Below are 18,328 nucleotides of genomic sequence, written 5' to 3'. Positions count from 1 at the left end.
GATTTAAAATATATTTACAGCAAAAAAAAGCTAGCGATGCTAGCTTTTTTTATAATCCAATATGTTCTTCCTTATTTACAGAAATCCCTTTATGATCGATTTCAAGCTCACATACTTTCATAGCTGTAAATACTTTCGCTAATTGCTCAGCGATTTCTTGACGTTTCTCATACGGCGTTAATATAAAAATAGATGGTCCCGCACCGCTAAGTGCTGTGCCGTACGCACCGAATTCTTTTGCACATTTACGAATAGATGGTAATAACGGTACGAGTTCTAAACGATATGGCTCGTGAAAATGATCTCTTTCCATCATTTCACCTACAACTTCCCACCGCTTTTGGCATAATGCTGCTACTAATACGTTGCTTATCGCACTAGCTTTAACTGCTTCATGAAACGGAAACATTTCTGGTAATACAGATCGACTTTCATCTGTATTTAGCTCTTCATTTGGAATAAGAGAAATTACGCCTAATTCCTTACTTTCAATCCTTACAACTGAAACATTCTTTCCATCAAGTGCTCCGATTACAGTTCCACCTAATATAGAAGCTGCAACATTATCTGGATGCCCTTCAAAATTTGTAGCAATTTGAACCTTTTGATCAGTCGTTAAGTTCAAATTAGCAAGTTGATTCGCAAGCTCTATTCCTGCTACAATCGCTGAGGCACTACTTCCTAGTCCTCTTGTTAGCGGAATATTACTAGTAACCTCTATTATATGGGGTGATAAAGAAGGACATACTTTACATGCCGTGCTAACGATTAAATTTTTATCATCTGTCGGAATTGAATCTTCAAAGGAATGTATTACTTGCCATTTATCAGCTGTGCCCTTTACAACAACCTCTAAATACAATGACAAAGCTATTCCAACTGAATCAAATCCAGGTCCAACATTTGCTGTACTAGCAGGCACACGTACTCTCAATGGTATCACGACATAATCACCCCTTTTATATGTTCTTTAATTTGTTCTATATCATTTGAAACACTTGCAATATCTAATTTATTAGAAGAAATTGCGATATCAGGATCTTTCAAACCATTTCCAGTTAATACCGCAACTACTGTTTCTCCTTTTTTGATTTTTCCAGATTGAACATGTTTCATTACGCCAGCTAATGAAGCATTTGATCCTGGCTCAGCGAAAACCCCTTCCGTTTTTGCTAACAATCTATACGCATGTAATATTTCCTCATCTGATACCATATCTATCTCGCCTCGAGACTGCTCAGCAGCCTCTACTGCATATGACCAACTCGCTGGGTTACCGATACGTATAGCTGTTGCAATTGTTTCAGGTTCTTCAATTACATGTCCTTTTACAATTGCAGCTGCTCCTTCCGCTTCAAAGCCGTGAATTCTTGGCTTTTTGTAGCCTTTTTCTTTCTCATATTCACAGAACCCTTTCCAGTATGCTGTAATATTCCCTGCATTCCCAACAGGAATAGCGAGAACATCTGGCGCTTTTTGCAACTGGTCACAAATTTCAAACGCTGCTGTTTTTTGCCCTTCAATTCGATAAGGGTTCACTGAGTTTACTAATGTAATTGGCTCTTCTGCAGCAATGTTTCTTACAGCCTTAAGTGCATCATCAAAATTTCCTTCTATTGAAATGATTTCAGCTCCATAAGCGACTGCTTGCGCTAATTTTCCATGCGCAATCTTTCCTTCCGGGATTACGATAATACATTTCATTCCGAGGCGTGCCGCATATGCTGCAGCCGCTGCCGATGTATTACCTGTTGATGCACAAATGATTGCCTCAGAACCTTCTTCTTTCGCTTTAGCAACCGCCATTACCATACCACGATCTTTAAAAGAACCTGTTGGATTCGCTCCTTCATACTTACCATATAAGTGAATCCCTAATTGTTTTGATATATTTAATAATGGAATTAGAGGTGTATTCCCTTCCATTAAACTGACATCAGGTGTGTTTTCATTCACTGGTAAATAAGCAGCATACTGTTTTAATAGTCCTTTATACATATTGTTTTTCCTCCTCAATAATGTAATAACTCTTTATTTCACTTGCGACAGCTTCTATTGCTCCTAAAACTTTTTCGAATTGATATTTTGAAGTTTGATGTGTCACAACAACGACTTCTGCAAGCTCACGATTCAAAGGTAATTGAATCACTTCTTTTAAACTTACAGAATAATTAACGAAACATTCTGTTACTTTCCGCAACATCCCTGGCTCATCTTGTAATGAAATACGTAAGAAGTATTTCGAAACAACTTCTTCATCTCCTTGTAATTCATACGGCACTGGTTCTTTTAACGCACTTTTATTTTTCGGAACTTGATTCATATTTTTAACGATCGAAATAATATCACTTACTACAGCAGAGCCAGTCGGTAACTTCCCAGCTCCAGGTCCGTAAAACATCACTTCCCCTACTGCTTGACCGTGAACATACACTGCATTAAATTCATTATTTACATTTGATAACGGATGACGGCTTGGTAAAAGAGTCGGTTCTACACTTAAATGAATAGCTGATCCTTGTTTCTCCGCTTTACCAATTAGTTTCATAGTAAATCCTAACTTTTCAGCCATTTGTAAATCTTCTTTTTCAACCTTTCGAATCCCTCTCACTTGCACATCATCTAATGAAACATTCATCGAAAACCCTAAATTCGCAAGGATCGCTACCTTTCTCGCCGCATCTAGTCCATCTACATCTGCTGTCGGATCTGATTCTGCGAATCCTAATTTTTGTGCTTCCTGTAAAGCCTCTTCATACGACCATCCATTTTGACTCATCTTTGTTAACATGTAATTTGTTGTTCCATTTACAATTCCCATTATTTTTTCAATTTGATCTGAAGCTAATCCGTCTGTTAATCCTCTTAACACTGGAATGCCACCCGCTACACTTGCCTCATAACATAGATCACAATCATTTACGTTCGCTAATTGAAGAAGTTCCGCACCGTATACAGCCATTAAATCTTTATTTGCTGTTACGACATGCTTCTTATTTCGTAAAGCCTTCACAATATGCTGTTTTGCTTCTTCAATTCCGCCCATTACCTCTACTACAATATCAATATTTGGATCATTTAGAACTTCATCTGCATGACTTGTTACTGCAATTCCATCAATACAAACATCGCGTTCTTTTTCCAAATCACGTACAACGACTGTTTTTACTTTCACTTCGTATCCTGTATCAAGTGCGATTTTTTTATAATGTTCTTTCAAAATGTGGACAACACCACTTCCGACTGTACCTAATCCTAACACCCCAACATTAATAACGTTATGCATCTTCTAATCTCCTCCTACAATTTTATTTTTTTATCTCTATCAATCACCTTGTTCTGCTTTTTAATCATGCAGGTGGTGGTCATTTCCGTACGTACGAATCGTTTCATGTTACAGCACCTCCTTTCAAAGTAATAAAGTGAAACTTTAATCAGTGGAGATTTTGTCCATTCCTCACTGATTATTAGTTGAACCAATCGGGCTTTTACGGACAGTTGATCTCCCATCTAACTCCCTCGCATCTGCCAAATTTTGAGATGGGAGTCTTACTGACCGTTAATGCGGGATAAAAAAAACACACTCATCCCTAGGAAAGGGACGAATGTGTTTTCGTGGTTCCACCCTTGTTCCAATCTAGACGTATCTCCTCCTAGATTGCTCAAGTTCAAATAACGGCTGATACCGTCAATAATTACTAGATTACTCGTTCACTATTGAAGTTCAAAGGTGGTAAAATCATTTCTCGTGTTAGGAAGCTCACACCCTTGGCTTCCCTCTCTGTAAACCGTAAAAATGATTTCGTGTCCTTATCGTTACTTTTTCGTTCATGTTTATTTGTTAACTCATTATACTCGCATAAAAAACAAAATCAATACCATTTTTTAATTATTTAAAATTTTCAATCTCTAAGGCCGTAAAAAAACACACTCATCCCTAGGAAAGGGACGAATGTGTTTTCGTGGTTCCACCCTTGTTCCAATCTAGACGTATCTCCTCCTAGATTGCTCAAGTTCAGATAACGGCTGATACCGTCAATAATTACTAGATTACTCGTTCACTATTGAAGTTCAAAGGTGGTAAAATCATTTCTCGTGTTAGGAAGCTCACACCCTTGGCTTCCCTCTCTGTAAACCGTAAAAATGATTTCGTGTCCTTGTCATTACTTTTTCGTTCATGTCTATTTGTTAACTTATTATAGTTATCAAATTTTTAAAAAGCAAGCCTATTTTTATTAACTATTTTCAAGATCATTTTTTATTATATTTCACAATAATATTTTATACCGGCCAATCTATTTACTTATTTCGTAATTTCCCAACTTGTAAATTAATGTTTCACATAAAAGTATTCCATTCTAAAACGAGTAGATCTCTTCCTTTTAAAACTATACTAATAAAGGATTTTTAATACAATCTTTTCGTATAACTTTCTTCTAAAGAACGTGCAACATCTTCTTCTGAAGTATTCACTTTCGCATGCTCCAACAACATTTTTGCTGCTGAAGGTAACCCTTTTGTATTTAACCAAGATTCTGGATCCCACATCTTAGAACGAATAAAAGCTTTTGCACAATGAATGTAGCATTCTTCTATTTCAACAACAATTCCAAGTAACGGATTACGTCCATTCGCCTGCATCTCTTTCAAAATTTCTTCATCGTTTGTAATATATGCTTTACCGTTTATTCGGAGTGTTTCCCCAAGACCAGGAATAAAAAAGATTAACCCTACGTGCGGATTTGAAATAATATTTAAAATGGAGTCTATACGACGATTGCCCGGCCTTTCCGGAATGATAATTTTATTTTTATTCAATACATATACAAATCCAGGTGCATCCCCTCTTGGCGAAGCATCACACTCTCCTAATTTATTTGCAGTAGATAATACTAGAAAAGGAGATTTAGACAGAAAATCTACACAATGATGATCAAGTGATGAAATAACTTTTTTCAAAGCTCTCTCACTTGGTTGCCCCAATATTTGTCGTAATTCTTCCTCTGTTGAAATAATCGATTTTATTTCCTTACTTTCTATCCCCATTTACAACCACCCCTTTTTTCTTTATTTTCCCAAAATTCAATACAAATATTGTATAATAAAATTTGCAGAAAGGGGAATTAAAATGACAGAGTGGTTAACGATATTTGATTCTGAAAAAAATACACTTGGAAAGAAATTACGTGATGAAGTGCATCGTGACGGTGATTGGCACGAAACATTCCATTGCTGGTTTATAGAAAAAGATGATGAAGATATGTTCTTATATTTCCAATTACGCTCTAAAAATAAAAAAGAAGCTCCGGGTATATGGGATATTACTTCAGCTGGACATATTATGCATGATGAAGATGTACAAATTGGCGGCCTTCGTGAAATTGAAGAAGAATTGGGGCTTTCCTTTCAAAGGACTGATTTAGCATACAAAGGAATCTATAAAATAGATTATGAAATTTCAGATCTTACTGATCGTGAGTTTTGTCATATGTATTTTCACAACGTAATAAAGCCTCTTCCATTTGCACCAGGTGATGAAGTAGACGATGTGATGAAAGTACATGCAACTGCTTTTCTACAACTATTAAAAAGAGAGATTTCATCTTTTTCGGCTATTTCTGTTTTAAACAATAAACCAATTACAATAACAATTGAAGATATTTATCCTTATGATCTTACATACTATGAACTTGTTGTTGAAAAAGGAAAAGAATTACTAAAAAATAATGATTAATAAATAGAATAGGACTCCCTACCTATATTGGCCGGGAGTCCTATTTTTCATTATTGCTCAAGTGTCTTCAAACTTTTCTCTACTCGTATGAATAAGCGAATGATTAGTACTAACATAAAGATCATTATCGCTAACGTTGTATGGGGATATCTAAACAGTATACTAATAACACTTCCAATTAATATCATGATGAATCCGTTTTTCTTCATCACTTCTGCACTATACTTGTTACCTGCATCCCATAACTTCTTATTTTTCATAGACCGTTTCGTACGATAACCATATGCTGCGTTAATATCTTTCGGTGGATTTTTTTGAAGAATACGTGCGGCAAGTATAAATATAATACCGATTAACATGCTTATTCCTATGTTTACTAGTGCATACAACAATTATATCCACCCCCTAATTTATACCTTCATTATACTATATAATCACCCAAGTTCCAATTATTAACATTTTCATTTTCTCTCTTTAGATGTCTGGAACATACTTGGAAGTGTTACAAAGCGCGCTCCTTTCGTTTTCAACTGTGGAATGATTTTGTCTAGCGCATCTACAGATCCTTGTAAATGCCCACCTGGTGTTGAATGCTGAAGTATGACACTACCTGGAAATGAATTCCCTAGCACATTATTTGTAATCGTATCAGCACTTACACCTTTCCAATCAACCGTATCAACACTCCACTGTACAATCATAAAATTTTTCTCTGTTGCCCACTTCAATTGATTTTCAAGTATTTCACCGTAAGGCGGACGTATAAACTTCGGTGCATAACCAGCTAACCGATTTAATATTTCTTCCGTTTTTATAATTTGATTATGGTACTCAGCCTCATTTACTTTCGCTAAATTTGGATGACTATACGTATGATTACCAATTACATGCCCTTCGTTTGCAATACGCTTTACTACATTCGGAAACTTTTCTGCATTTTCACCGAGCAAGAAAAAAGTAGCTTTCACATTATGTTGTTTTAACTTATCTAAAATTTTTGGCGTAAATACTAAATCTGGTCCATCATCAAATGTAAGAGCTACTTCCGCTTTATTGTATGGTCCTGAAAATGCATACGCATATTTTTCGACCCATGAAAATGGTGTCCATGATCCACGATCCTCTTCTTTCATTTGTGCTTCATAATTTTGAGGAACATGTAATGCGTATGGTAGCGCATTTACATAGTCTCCATAATAAAATGAATGATATGGCATATAAGCGTACGAAATATTGCGTTCTAGCCCTAAAGGAAATGGAACGAACATTTCTGGTGAATAAAAATAATACATGATAAAAACCTCCCTAAAATTTCATATGTGTTTCATCTGTACTTTGTTAGAGAAATTCTGATTCCTGAACAAAAATAAGACTGTCCGTAATTAGGACAGTCTTACTGATTTATATACTTAATAAATTACTTTACTATCTTTCGGTAATTTTCTTACATACTTTAAATAACTCGTCACTTTGTCATCATCATCTTGCGGATATTGATATTCATAAGTGTTAGCAATTTCGTTCGCAACTTTCCTAAATAAATCACCCATTATGAAAAATGAATCCCAAATATTTTCATACTCTGCATTTGAAAATGTCCTTTTAAACTGCTCCCAGACATCTTTTTCAACATATTGTTCGAAATACTTCCCAAACTTCCCAGCATTAGCTGTAAACTTTGTTTTCATACCAATATGCCACTCTAGCATTACAACCAACATATCTCGCATTGGACCTTCAAGCATTCCTTTCGCATAAGTAAGCTCCTCGCGCCATAACCCTTTTCCTACATTTGTACTGCACCACCAAAATTCATTACAGCAATCTAAAAACTCTTTTTCTGTAGGCTTTTTTACTAAGTAATCTTTATCGCTTGCTGGTGGGAATTCTTCCAGACAATTATCTTTATCAAGAAGCAGTTTACTTAAACTATCTTGTCCAACGAATGTATGTATTAATTCAGCTGGAACTAACGTTAAATCAATCCGATTCCCATCAATAAACTGCATTAAATATGGAAACTTACCGTCTTCATCTGCTGGAAGTAACGACATTTCTTCCGGCATTTGGACAATCATTATTTCTCCAAATCTATGAATCCAATTATGATTAGACGTAAACGATTGCATATCTTTTACAACATACATAATATCATAGTCTTGAAAACAATCTCTTTTCACATTTGGATTTACACGTGATCCATTCATGATGACTGCTCGGATTCTTTCATCCTCTTTTGCTGTATTTATAATTAAGTCTAACATTTCTTTTTCAGTTCTCATCTACTTACAAACCTCCAATTTTTTAATATAAAATATAGTGTTATGTATATAGGAGGCCCACGAGTTAACTGTAATGTACACGCTACACGTTATAATTTTTCAAACATCTTTTTCATTCTATTTATCCCCTTACATCATTTTTTTACGACTGCCATTACAAATCCATCATATCCTTTACTTCCGACAGTTTGAAGCGCTGTAGCACTTACACGCGGCTCTGCAGCTATCAATTCATAGAAACGACGTATCCCTTGTAATCACTGCTAGTATTGTCAATAACTTCTCCTTCACGTACTACGTTATTCCCAATAATTACGGTACTAGGGCGTGATAGTTTCAGTGCCCATTCAAAAATAAGTCGGATTATTTTGTTTATCCCCACTGATTATTGGTTGAACCAATCGGGCGTTTACGGGCAGTTAATCTCCCACCTAACTTCTTTGCTCCAGCCTACCTTTGAGGTGGGAGTCTTACTGCCCGTTAATGCGGAATAAAATCAAATGGTTCATACTTCTCATTTTCTATTTGCTGTAAAGAATGTAGTGCTAATCCTGTTCGTATTTCAATTTTATCATTCAAATTGGCACGTTCAATGTTGCTACGTGCAATTTCGGCATGCTTTTCACTTGCTTCTAATGTAACAATGCGCCCTCCAGATGGCAATGCTCTTGCAAGCCATATCGTGCTATATCCACCTAAAGTACCAATCTCTAAAATGTTACGAGCCCCTTGAATTTGTACTAATAGTTGTAAAAAATTCCCTTGCGTTGGCGATACATCCATCATGTGTTGGCAAATTTGCTGCAGCATTCGCTTGAAGGACTTCTTCTAATGTAGAATCTTGTGGTATTAATACATCACTCATATATTGATCAACAGCCGACCATTTCTCAATCGTACTCATGTATATACCATCCCCTTAAAGTTTTTTTATGCTTTTCTACCATTCACACTTGATTATACCGAAAATTCCGTTTTATATACAAAAAATAAAGAAGGAACACCCACTCCATTACAGAATAGATGTCCCTTCTTTGTTAATACATGTAGCCCTTACGGATTAGTAGACCAAAGTCCTGCTGATTTAATAAATGTACGTTTATTTAATTTCAGCTGTGCTACGATAAACTCTGCAATATCTTCTGCTTGCATTACTTTATCCGGATTTCCATCAGTTAATCCTAAATCTACAGCCATATCAGTTGCTACTGTACTTGGAGTTAAAGCCGTTACACGAATGTTATGTTTACGAACTTCCATCGCTAACGATTCTGTTAAGCCAAGAACACCAAATTTAGAAGCACTATATGCACTTGTTACAGGCGCGCCTTTTTGTCCTGCTGTAGATGAAATATTAATAATATCACCAGATTGTTGTTCAATCATGCTTGGTAAAGCGGCACGAGTCGCATAGTATACACCCATTAAGTTTACTTGAATGATTTTTTCCCAATCAGCAACGTCTAATTCTAAAAACTTACCAAATTTAGAAATACCAGCGTTATTAATTAAAATATCGATAGACCCTAAACCGTTTTTTAACGTTTCAATTGCAGTCGTTACCTCTTCATACGAAGATACATCAGCAGTCGCAATAACAGCTTTTACGCCTTCTGCTTCCACTTCTTTCGCTACAGCTTTTAAGTTTTCTTCTGAACGAGCTAAAAGACCTACATTTACGCCTTCTTTCGCTAATGCGATCGCTACAGCACGACCAATACCTCTACCTGCTCCTGTAATTAAAGCATTTTTACCTTGTAATAATTCTGCCAAGTATAACACTCCTTAATCTTCTCTGTTGTTTATCATATTAAAAGTGTATCTATGTTTATGTAAAAAGGCAATGATGCACTTTCATGTGCGTAGGTTACTTGTAGGTAACTATTGAAAGTTTTCATTTATAAGTTTCATCTTTTTACCATTATTCATGTAAAATAAAAACAAATCCAGCATAGGAGAGTGTATGTGTATGAAAAGAAAAAAATGGTTCTTGGTACTAACTGCAGCCGGACTATGTATCATATTGTTTGCCCTGTACTTTATATTTGGTAATCCACTAAATTATAAAGTAATAGAAAAAGATACTAGCGATTATCTCCATACTAAAAAAGGGTATAAGCAAGAAGAAATACAAAACATAACCGGAAAATATACTCCCATTTATAATATTGGCTATTATGCAACAGTAGTATATAAAGACGAACCATATTTTACATACTCTTATACATACGATGATAATAAAAAAATAATACAAGACAACGGTATTTTAGGAAGACATACTGAGTCATTTGAACATCTTAATTTAAACTGGTCGTTGTTTGACCAGTTAGTGGATGGTATTCATACAAACTTGCAAGGAAGAGGTTTAAGAGAAAAGAAAGATTATTCTATACGACACGTTCAATTCATTGATATAGATGACGATAAAAACGGTGCGGAAGCGTACGTTGACTTTAAGAAAGATAAAGAATCCGATTACTCATATCGTATGAATAGCGAAGGAAAAGCTTATCAATATAATTGCAGTAACGGTAAATGTATTTTTAAAGAAAAATAGTGTTAGAAGATTCTCCTTCTAACACTATTTCTCTTCATGATTCGGTATACGTACAATAAATTCTGTACCATTTCCTTCCTCACTCTCGACTTTTATTTCTCCTTCATGAAGATCAAGTACTTTTTTTACAATGGCTAAACCTAAGCCACTTCCTCCATAAGCACGATTTCGGGACGAATCTGCTTTATAAAAACGCTCAAAAATATGTTGTTTCTGCTCTTCAGATATACCAATCCCCGTATCATGAATGCGTACCTCTACGAATTCCTCGTCTTCTTTTAACTGAATTGTAATCGTACCACCACTTGGAGTAAATTTAATACTATTATGAATTAAATTTACCCAAACTTGACTCATACTTTCTTGGTCAGCAGTAATATGCACTTTCTCTAAATTAAGTTCTAACTCAATTTCTTTTTCAGCCCAGAGCGGTTCACTATTTAATACAATTTGCTTTAACTGTTGATCTAATCGATAAGTCACTCTTTCTGGTGTATACTCTTCCGATTCTAACAGAGTTAGTTTCAGTAAATTTTGACTTAACTTAGATAATCTCGTCGTTTCCGTTTCAATAATGGTAAGATAATGTTTTCTTTTTTCCTCGGAAAGATTATCGTCTTGTAGCGCTCTAGCAAATCCTTTTATAGAAGTTAATGGTGACTGTATTTCATGTGAAACATTCGATACAAATTCCTGGCGCATTTTCTCCATCGCATTCAGTTCGTCTGTCATATCATTTATACTTTTTACGAGTACACCAATTTCTCCATCATACTTTTCTTCATTTCGTATTTTTACGGAGAAGTCTCCTTTTGCAATTTTTTGTATCGGTTCAATAATAGTCCAAATCATTGCCTGTCGTTTTGGCCTCATTAATATCCCAAACAATGTCCAAATAAGAACAATAAATACAAAACCGACCATATCACTAATTAAAAAAGTAACAAACGGTGATACGTTTACTTCAAGAGCATTTATAATACTTGATGATACATAAAATGCGATAGACCAAATTATTGTTAGAAAAGAAAAGAGTGCTAATACCGCTCCAATTACTTTCAATATCTTCAACTTACTCATTTGTTTTCTTTTTCTCATTTACTTACCTCTAAGCGATACCCTAAACCTCTTATCGTTTTAATACTAAATTTCGACTTCTCTTCTTGGAACTTCTCACGTAACCGATTAATATGAACATCTAATGTACGTTCATTCCCTTCAAAATCATATCCCCATACATCTTCAATTAATTGCTCTCTCGAACAAGTTCTTCCCGCCTTAGATCCTAATGTAAAAAGTAACTCGAATTCTTTTAGCGGTAACGTAACCGTTTGTTCCCCCAGTGTCACTTCAAACGTTTTACGGTTTAACAGTACATTTCCAACTTGAATCGATTGCGATACTGTAATTTGGTAACGTTTCAGTAACGCCTTTACTCTCACTACTAATTCTATAGGATCAAATGGTTTTACGAGATAATCATCTGTTCCAAGGTGAAAACCTTTTACTTTTTGAGATGTTTCCCCTTTGGCAGTTAGCATAAGAATCGGGATATCATAGTATTTTCTTAATTCAAAACATACATCATATCCATCCATATTCGGCATCATAATATCAAGAATAACCATATCGACTTTTACTTCGTCTATTTTCTGAAGAGCATCTAGTCCATCAATTGCCTCATATGTTTGAAAGCCTTCCCGCTCTAAAAAAACAGAAACGAGTTCTCTAATATGTGGATCGTCGTCTACTATTAAAATTTTAGGTATCAAAGGAACCATTTCCTTTCTACTAAGCATCTTTTATATTTTTTAAAAATGAATCATCAGTGGAGTACAATCTCCACTGATGATTCATTTTATAATGCGCCCTCTTTAATTTTCAATTGTTGCGTTGCAAACTCACGATACATGTCATGTGTACGTAATAATTCATCGTGCGTACCGCTTCCTGTAAGGTTCCCCTTTTCAATAAAGATAATTTTATCTGCATCTACAACCGTAGAAAGCCTATGTGCAATAACCAAAGTTGTTCTGCCTTTCATTAAGTTATTTAATGCCTTTTGAACGACAGACTCGGATTTACTATCTAGACTTGAAGTTGCTTCATCTAACATAAGAATTTGCGGATTTCGAAGTAATGCTCGGGCAATCGCAATTCGCTGTCTTTGTCCTCCAGAAAGCTTCACACCGCGCTCTCCAACTTCTGTTGCATATCCATTTGGTAAATCATGAATAAATGCATCAACATATGCCATAGCTGCTACTTTTTCAATTTCTGCATCCGTCACTTCGCCCTCAACACCGTAACAAATATTATCACGAATCGTTCCATCGATTAACGGACTATCTTGTGATACATAACCAATTTGACGTCGCCATGACTGCAATGAATAGCTCGTAATTGATTCTTTTCCTAATTTAATAGCACCACCAGTTGGCTCATAAAAACGTTCTAGTAATGAAAATAAAGTTGTTTTTCCGCTACCACTTGGACCTACAATCGCTGTTACTTTTCCAGATTCAATTGTGAAATCAATATTGTTCAATACTTTCTCATCTTCGTTATACTCAAAATGTACATTTTCAAGAACTATCGACTGCTTAGCATTTGAAACCTTCACACCAGTTTCATGATCTTCTACTTCATATTCTAAAATCGCATTAATTCTTTCCGTTGCACCAATTGCCTTTTGGAATTGTGTAAAGAACATAGATAACTGGCTCATTGGCATAATAATTTGAACTAAATATAAAATAAATGCTACAAGTTCACCCGTTGTTAATGCACCACTAGAAACTCGCATTCCACCATAGCCTACGATAATAACAAGCAGTGCCATTAAAACAAACGACATAACTGGTGAAATTAATGCTTGCACTTTTCCTTCTTTTAAACCAAATTGCAATAACTTTTGTATCCCTGTATTACCTGTCTCATATTCTCTTTTTTCTGTATTTGAAGATTTCACTAAACGAATTTCTGATAACACCTGTGTTAACACACTTGTAAAAGATGCTGTTTCATCTTGAAGCGCTTTTGAAATCTTATACATTTTTCGTCCAAGAGGAACTAAAATTAATACAGATAACGGAATAACCGTTAAGAGTAAAGCTGTCATTTTCCAATCTAAAACAAATAATACAATTAATGATCCAACAATTGAAATACCGCCTGTTAATAAATTTGACAAGTGCTCAGAAATTAATGTTTTCACAACACCTGTATCATTTGTCATACGGCTAATTGTATCGCCTGTTCTATTTTGATCATAATAAGATACTGGTAAAACAAGCACCTTTTTCCACAAACGTTCTCTCAGTCCAGCTACAATCTTCTGCCCAATATAATTTAGTAAATAAATAGACAATCCTGCAGCAATGGTTTGCATGACAAAGAAGGCAACTAGCCCAACAATTTGTCCTGTACTAATTGACGAAAGCGAAAAATTATCTACTAATCCTTTTGTTAACATCGGAATAAATAAACTCGCTCCTGTAGAAAGCAAACTCATTAACAATGCAAAAACAAGAATCCCTTTCGGAGGATTTGTATCTCGAATAAGGCGTAAAAACTGCCTCCAACTTCCTTTTTTCTTCATTTCATTTCTAACTTCCATTCCTGTTCATCTCCTCGTGTTAAGCCAAACTGCTCTTTCTAAAACTAGAATACAGTACAAATGTAAACTGAATGTAAACACACTTTTTCTAGTTTTACAAAATATACATAAAAACTCATCTTTACAACTGATATAAACATCTGATATTATTACCTGGTACTTAATATTATTGTATGTGAATTATAGATAACTAATTTAAATTACTATATAAATCTCCAGTTATTGAAAGGAGTATCCTTTTTGCAAACAAATATACATTCTGAAAAGGAAACCATCATTTTTATTCACGGCTTAGTTGGCAATCGTCGTGCCTTCAAAAAAGAGCATAAACGATTTTCTGCTTCCTACAACATTATAACTTATGACTTATTAGGTCACGGCGACGATAAAGGAGAAGCTATTGAATTTTCATTACAGCGCCTCGTAGATCAATTATTGAAATTATATGAAAAAGAAGGTATTACAGAGGCTCATATTTGCGCTTTAAGCTATGGCTGTTATATCTCTACAATTTTTGCACAAATGCACCCGGAAAAGGTATTAAGCATTTGTCATATTGGTGGACATTATAATAATCCATCCCTTTTATATAACGTATTTCAAAAATTTTGGGAGAAGCGAGGAGACGAATACTCTAAATGGCTCTCTCAATACGCAAATACTATTTTTCCAAGCGGCATATTAAAAGCGAATCCGTTCGCAGTCATTTCAAGAAATATTTACTACCGTTTCGGATTACAATTACATTCATCCATAATTGCCCAATCATTACGACACCGGTTAGAATTCGATTTAAAATCCAAATTAAAATCACTTCCCCACCCTATATTATGGGTAATGGGTGAACAAGATCATCTCTATAAATCTTGCCTATTCGATTTAAAATCTATTCTGCCAAACGTTCTATATAAGGAAATACCTTTAGCAGGACATGCAGCGAACTTATTTCGTCCTAACTATTTCCATGACCTATACGATCGATTTTTAAATGGTAAGTTGAAATAAAAACTACTACACTTACAACTTATTTAACTATAAAAAGGCTTCCCAAGTTTCCTTGGAAAGCCTTTTCTCTATACGAAAAGTATAAAATACTTTTTCTTAGTATGGTTTTGAGTAACCTTTTAGATGTTTGCTCCAATAAGAGTTACTTACAGAACTAATACGCACACCAGTTTTTTCAGTTTCTGCACTAATGAACTGACCGTTTCCTAGGTAAATACCCATGTGAGTTAAACCTTTACCAGGACCTGTAGTATCGCTAAAGTATACTAAATCTCCCGGTTGTGGATTACTAGTTTTTGTCATTGTACTCCAATATCCCGCAACACTCATACGGTCTATATTATGACCAGTATTCTTTAATACGTAGTAAACAAAACCACTGCAGTCAAAACCAGCAGGAGTTGTACCAGCATTTCTGTATGGTTTACCATTTAAAGATTTAGCGAATGAAACGATTGAAGATGTATCTCCACCTGTTGGCACTGTTGGTTTTTGTACTTGGTTAGAACCTTGGTTACCACCAGTAACTACATTGTTCACTCCACCTTTTACAAACTTAACATAGTCTGCACTTACGTAACCTGTGCGGCCATTATGGTTAATTTTGTACCAACCATTTTCTGCGCCAGTAACGTTTAATACTTTACCGTTTGTTACCCCACCAATTACAGCATTGTATGTAGCTGGGCCTGTACGTACTTTTAAAGCACCAGTGTTAACAACATAAGAACCACCAGTTTGAACTGTAGTAGTATTGTTGTTGTTTGTAGTTGGTTTTTGTGTTTCGTTAGATACAGCAGAACCACCTTTTGTTACGAAGTCTTTGCTTACGTATCCAGTTCCACCGTTGAAGTTGATTTTAAACCAATCTTGTACTTCACCTACAACTTGTACTGTTTTCCCTTTATTTACAGAACCTAATACTGTATGAGAAGTACTTGGGCCTGTACGTACGTTAAGTGAAGAAACGTTTACTGTGTAAGTACCTGTTCCTTGTTGAACAGTTGTTCCTTTGTTACCACCAGTTGTTACGAAGTCACCACTTACATAACCTGTTTGGCCGTTTACACTTACTTTGAACCAACCGTTTTCTTGTCCAATTACTTGTAGTACTTGACCTTGTTTTACTTTAGAAATAACGTTATGTCCTGTACCAGCACCTGAACGAACATTTAATACATCAGCAGTTACTGTGTATTTTAATTCAGAAGTTGTTTCTACTTTTTTTGTTTCAGTTACAGTCGTTTGAGTTTGTGTTTGAGTTTGTCCATTAATTTCTTTTAGCGCTTCGTTCGAAACTTGTGCATGAGCAGAATCCATACCTGGAACTGCAACACCTGCTACTGAAGCTGCTGCTAAACCTGCAATTACTTTTTTCATAAGTTGTCTTTACTTCCTTTCCCTACTATCCTCTTAAAAAAACATATAAACTTAATACTTTACAATATTATCAAAGTAAAATATTCATCAAGTTCCATTTTTTAACAAGAGTTTTATTTTTCACACGTATTTCATTTTAAATGCATGAAGTGAATTCCGTGTGAACTTCATGTGAACTTTATCATTAAACATAGTAATTTTGCAACGATTTCCTTCAAATTTCTTATGTATTGCATGAAAATTCGACATTCCATTCATTATCTCAATATAGAATACTTATTTTCTATCCAATAAAAAAATTTATTAACGAATACAAAACAAACTATGTGTTTTCTTGATAAAATGAATTACATGAAGCGTACTCTTATCATGGCAAAAATTACTTAATTAATCAATAGTATAATATTTTCAGAAAACTAATTTCCTATACGATCTATGTTTTTTAAATAATTTGACGAATTGTAAGATTTAGTTCTCAAAACCTCATTCTATGTTAAAGAAAATACACACTCCATTGACTATTTATTTTTTTACTAACTATGGAATTTTTGAAACATTTCCGTTATTATTTATATAATCATATAATATGAAATTCTTATCAACAAAGAGATGTGCAATAGGAATTTAAGGATTGCCGACTTCCACCATTCCAAATTGTAGTCTTACTAGTAATGAACAAGGAGGTGCATTTGTGAAAAACATAATAGACGATCACATAAACAAAAATATAGAACTATACTACGCCTCTATTCAGTTCGTTTCATTTATAACATTACAAAAAATATCAACTATTGAAACACGTAAAAAAGAATTGAAAAATCAGATGAAAAATTGCCAACAAAAAAATCCTTACTACTTATAAAGTAAAACTTTATAAGTAGTAAGGATTTTTGGCATCTCCCACTAATTATTAGCCTTCACCAATCGGACGTTTGCGGGCCGTTAATATGGGATAAAAAAAGGTGAACAGGTCGTATCCCTGTTCACCTTTTATAGTTTCTACTTTATTTATAAATTTTCACACGATTTTCTAATGGTTGGAACTCTTTTTCGCCAGCAAGTACTACTGGTTTACCAAATGGCATTTGCGCAGTTAGTTTCCAGTTTTCTGGAACATTCCATTCTTTTCTTACTTCTTCATCAATTAACGGATTATAATGTTGCAATGTAGCACCAAATCCTTCAATTTCTAAAGCTGTCCAAATTGCAAATTGTAACATCCCTGAGGATTGCTGTGACCAAGTTGGAAAGTTCTCTTTATATAGTGCAAATTTTTCTTGAAGCCCTTCCACTACTTCACTGTCTTCAAAGTATAAAACCGTTCCATAACCACTTTTAAATGCATTCATTTTTTCTTCTGTAGGTGCAAAGTTATTTTCAGGTACAATTTTCCGTAACGTTTCTTTCGTAAGATCCCATAATTTATCATGTTGTTCTCCTAATAAAACAACAACACGAGCACTTTGAGAATTAAAAGCTGAAGGTGTATGTTTTACAGCATGATAAATCACTTCTTGAATTTTCTCATCAGAAACTACTTGCTCTTTACTAATTGCATAAATAGATCTTCTGTCTTCAATTGCTGAGTAAAAATCTTTTGCCATCATAATTCCCTCCAATTTTCAATTGAGGCTATTTCATATGTATACATCATACAACGCCCCTTCAAACTTATTATTAATAAGTTTATAACTTTATACTATCAACAAACATTGATAAACTCAAATAATAACTCTCACATTTTTTACCTT

The 18,328-nt window shown here is 34.7% G+C and carries 17 protein-coding genes, 2 pseudogenes and 2 other annotated features; of the genes and pseudogenes, 4 read left to right on the top strand and 15 right to left on the bottom strand.

Annotated features, from left to right (window positions below):
- Positions 1-49: 49 nt before the first annotated feature.
- From thrB to ACS2MN_RS00435, 4 genes are all read right to left on the bottom strand, one after another.
- Positions 50-943 carry a homoserine kinase gene (thrB, locus tag ACS2MN_RS00450; RefSeq protein ID WP_000612653.1) on the bottom strand — a complete coding sequence of 298 codons (894 nt, stop codon included), beginning with the start codon at positions 941-943 and terminating at the stop codon, positions 50-52.
- Positions 940-1,998: a threonine synthase gene (gene thrC, locus ACS2MN_RS00445; RefSeq protein WP_000276420.1), complete on the bottom strand. Its 1,059-nt coding sequence runs from the start codon at positions 1,996-1,998 to the stop codon at positions 940-942. Before thrC ends, thrB begins: the two co-directional genes overlap by 4 nt.
- Entirely contained in the window at positions 1,991-3,286 is a 1,296-nt protein-coding gene (locus ACS2MN_RS00440) for a homoserine dehydrogenase (protein ID WP_098805899.1), read from the bottom strand. The genes thrC and ACS2MN_RS00440 overlap by 8 nt, the downstream gene beginning before the upstream one ends.
- Positions 3,287-3,594: 308 nt before the next feature.
- Positions 3,595-3,826: a binding site (T-box leader), on the bottom strand.
- 115 nt (positions 3,827-3,941) lie between these two features.
- Positions 3,942-4,173: a binding site (T-box leader), on the bottom strand.
- A 234-nt stretch (positions 4,174-4,407) separates the two neighbouring features.
- Positions 4,408-5,046: a pyridoxamine 5'-phosphate oxidase family protein gene (locus ACS2MN_RS00435; RefSeq protein WP_346994302.1), complete on the bottom strand. Its 639-nt coding sequence runs from the start codon at positions 5,044-5,046 to the stop codon at positions 4,408-4,410.
- 82 nt (positions 5,047-5,128) lie between these two features.
- On the opposite strand from ACS2MN_RS00435, the gene ACS2MN_RS00430 reads away from it, so the two are divergent.
- The gene (locus tag ACS2MN_RS00430) at positions 5,129-5,734 is read left to right on the top strand and encodes an NUDIX hydrolase (RefSeq protein WP_000141363.1); all 606 of its coding nucleotides are present in this window, start codon (positions 5,129-5,131) and stop codon (positions 5,732-5,734) included.
- A 50-nt stretch (positions 5,735-5,784) separates the two neighbouring features.
- On the opposite strand, the gene ACS2MN_RS00425 is transcribed toward ACS2MN_RS00430, so the two are convergent.
- The 6 genes and pseudogenes from ACS2MN_RS00425 to ACS2MN_RS00400 all read right to left on the bottom strand — a co-directional run bounded on the left by ACS2MN_RS00425 (position 5,785) and on the right by ACS2MN_RS00400 (position 9,789).
- Entirely contained in the window at positions 5,785-6,123 is a 339-nt protein-coding gene (locus ACS2MN_RS00425; protein WP_043322893.1) for an SdpI family protein, read from the bottom strand.
- A gap of 72 nt (positions 6,124-6,195) precedes the next feature.
- Positions 6,196-7,026, bottom strand: coding sequence for a peptidoglycan-N-acetylglucosamine deacetylase (locus ACS2MN_RS00420; RefSeq protein WP_000291209.1), 831 nt, complete (start codon positions 7,024-7,026; stop codon positions 6,196-6,198).
- Positions 7,027-7,143: 117 nt separating this feature from the next.
- Complete coding sequence (locus ACS2MN_RS00415) at positions 7,144-8,016, bottom strand: aminoglycoside 6-adenylyltransferase (RefSeq protein WP_001258522.1); 873 nt, start codon at positions 8,014-8,016, stop codon at positions 7,144-7,146.
- 134 nt (positions 8,017-8,150) lie between these two features.
- Positions 8,151-8,393: pseudogene (locus ACS2MN_RS00410) on the bottom strand (O-methyltransferase); the annotation flags it as partial.
- Between the two features lie 110 nt (positions 8,394-8,503).
- Positions 8,504-8,920: pseudogene (locus tag ACS2MN_RS00405) on the bottom strand (O-methyltransferase); the annotation flags it as partial.
- Between the two features lie 149 nt (positions 8,921-9,069).
- Positions 9,070-9,789, bottom strand: coding sequence for a 3-ketoacyl-ACP reductase (locus ACS2MN_RS00400; protein ID WP_000818985.1), 720 nt, complete (start codon positions 9,787-9,789; stop codon positions 9,070-9,072).
- A 190-nt stretch (positions 9,790-9,979) separates the two neighbouring features.
- Between ACS2MN_RS00400 and ACS2MN_RS00395 the strand changes: the two genes are divergently transcribed.
- Entirely contained in the window at positions 9,980-10,573 is a 594-nt protein-coding gene (locus ACS2MN_RS00395) for a DUF3139 domain-containing protein (RefSeq protein WP_015000382.1), read from the top strand.
- Between the two features lie 24 nt (positions 10,574-10,597).
- Here ACS2MN_RS00395 and hitS read toward each other — a convergent pair whose 3' ends face one another.
- The 3 genes from hitS to ACS2MN_RS00380 form a co-directional block, all read right to left on the bottom strand.
- Positions 10,598-11,671, bottom strand: a complete 1,074-nt coding sequence (hitS, locus tag ACS2MN_RS00390; RefSeq protein WP_141523600.1) for an envelope stress sensor histidine kinase HitS — start codon at positions 11,669-11,671, stop codon at positions 10,598-10,600.
- Entirely contained in the window at positions 11,668-12,345 is a 678-nt protein-coding gene (gene hitR, locus ACS2MN_RS00385; RefSeq protein ID WP_000612407.1) for an envelope stress response regulator transcription factor HitR, read from the bottom strand. Before hitR ends, hitS begins: the two co-directional genes overlap by 4 nt.
- An 86-nt stretch (positions 12,346-12,431) precedes the next feature.
- A complete protein-coding gene (locus ACS2MN_RS00380) occupies positions 12,432-14,192 on the bottom strand; it encodes an ABC transporter ATP-binding protein (RefSeq protein ID WP_000453895.1) in 1,761 nt (586 codons plus the stop codon).
- A gap of 240 nt (positions 14,193-14,432) precedes the next feature.
- On the opposite strand from ACS2MN_RS00380, the gene ACS2MN_RS00375 reads away from it, so the two are divergent.
- Complete coding sequence (locus tag ACS2MN_RS00375; RefSeq protein ID WP_001194291.1) at positions 14,433-15,197, top strand: alpha/beta fold hydrolase; 765 nt, start codon at positions 14,433-14,435, stop codon at positions 15,195-15,197.
- A 96-nt stretch (positions 15,198-15,293) separates the two neighbouring features.
- On the opposite strand, the gene entFM is transcribed toward ACS2MN_RS00375, so the two are convergent.
- Positions 15,294-16,577, bottom strand: a complete 1,284-nt coding sequence (gene entFM, locus ACS2MN_RS00370) for an enterotoxin EntFM (protein ID WP_098805900.1) — start codon at positions 16,575-16,577, stop codon at positions 15,294-15,296.
- Between the two features lie 691 nt (positions 16,578-17,268).
- Here entFM and ACS2MN_RS00365 point away from each other — a divergent pair.
- Complete coding sequence (locus ACS2MN_RS00365) at positions 17,269-17,439, top strand: hypothetical protein (RefSeq protein WP_000789336.1); 171 nt, start codon at positions 17,269-17,271, stop codon at positions 17,437-17,439.
- A 142-nt stretch (positions 17,440-17,581) separates the two neighbouring features.
- Here ACS2MN_RS00365 and ACS2MN_RS00360 read toward each other — a convergent pair whose 3' ends face one another.
- Positions 17,582-18,184 carry a nitroreductase family protein gene (locus tag ACS2MN_RS00360; RefSeq protein WP_103592045.1) on the bottom strand — a complete coding sequence of 201 codons (603 nt, stop codon included), beginning with the start codon at positions 18,182-18,184 and terminating at the stop codon, positions 17,582-17,584.
- Between the last annotated feature and the right edge of the window lie 144 nt (positions 18,185-18,328).

Origin of the sequence: Bacillus cereus group sp. BceL062 (assembly GCF_051780025.1) — a bacterium.
Classification (GTDB): Bacteria; Bacillota; Bacilli; order Bacillales; family Bacillaceae_G; genus Bacillus_A; species Bacillus_A toyonensis.
This window is presented reverse-complemented; position numbering and strand designations above follow the sequence as displayed.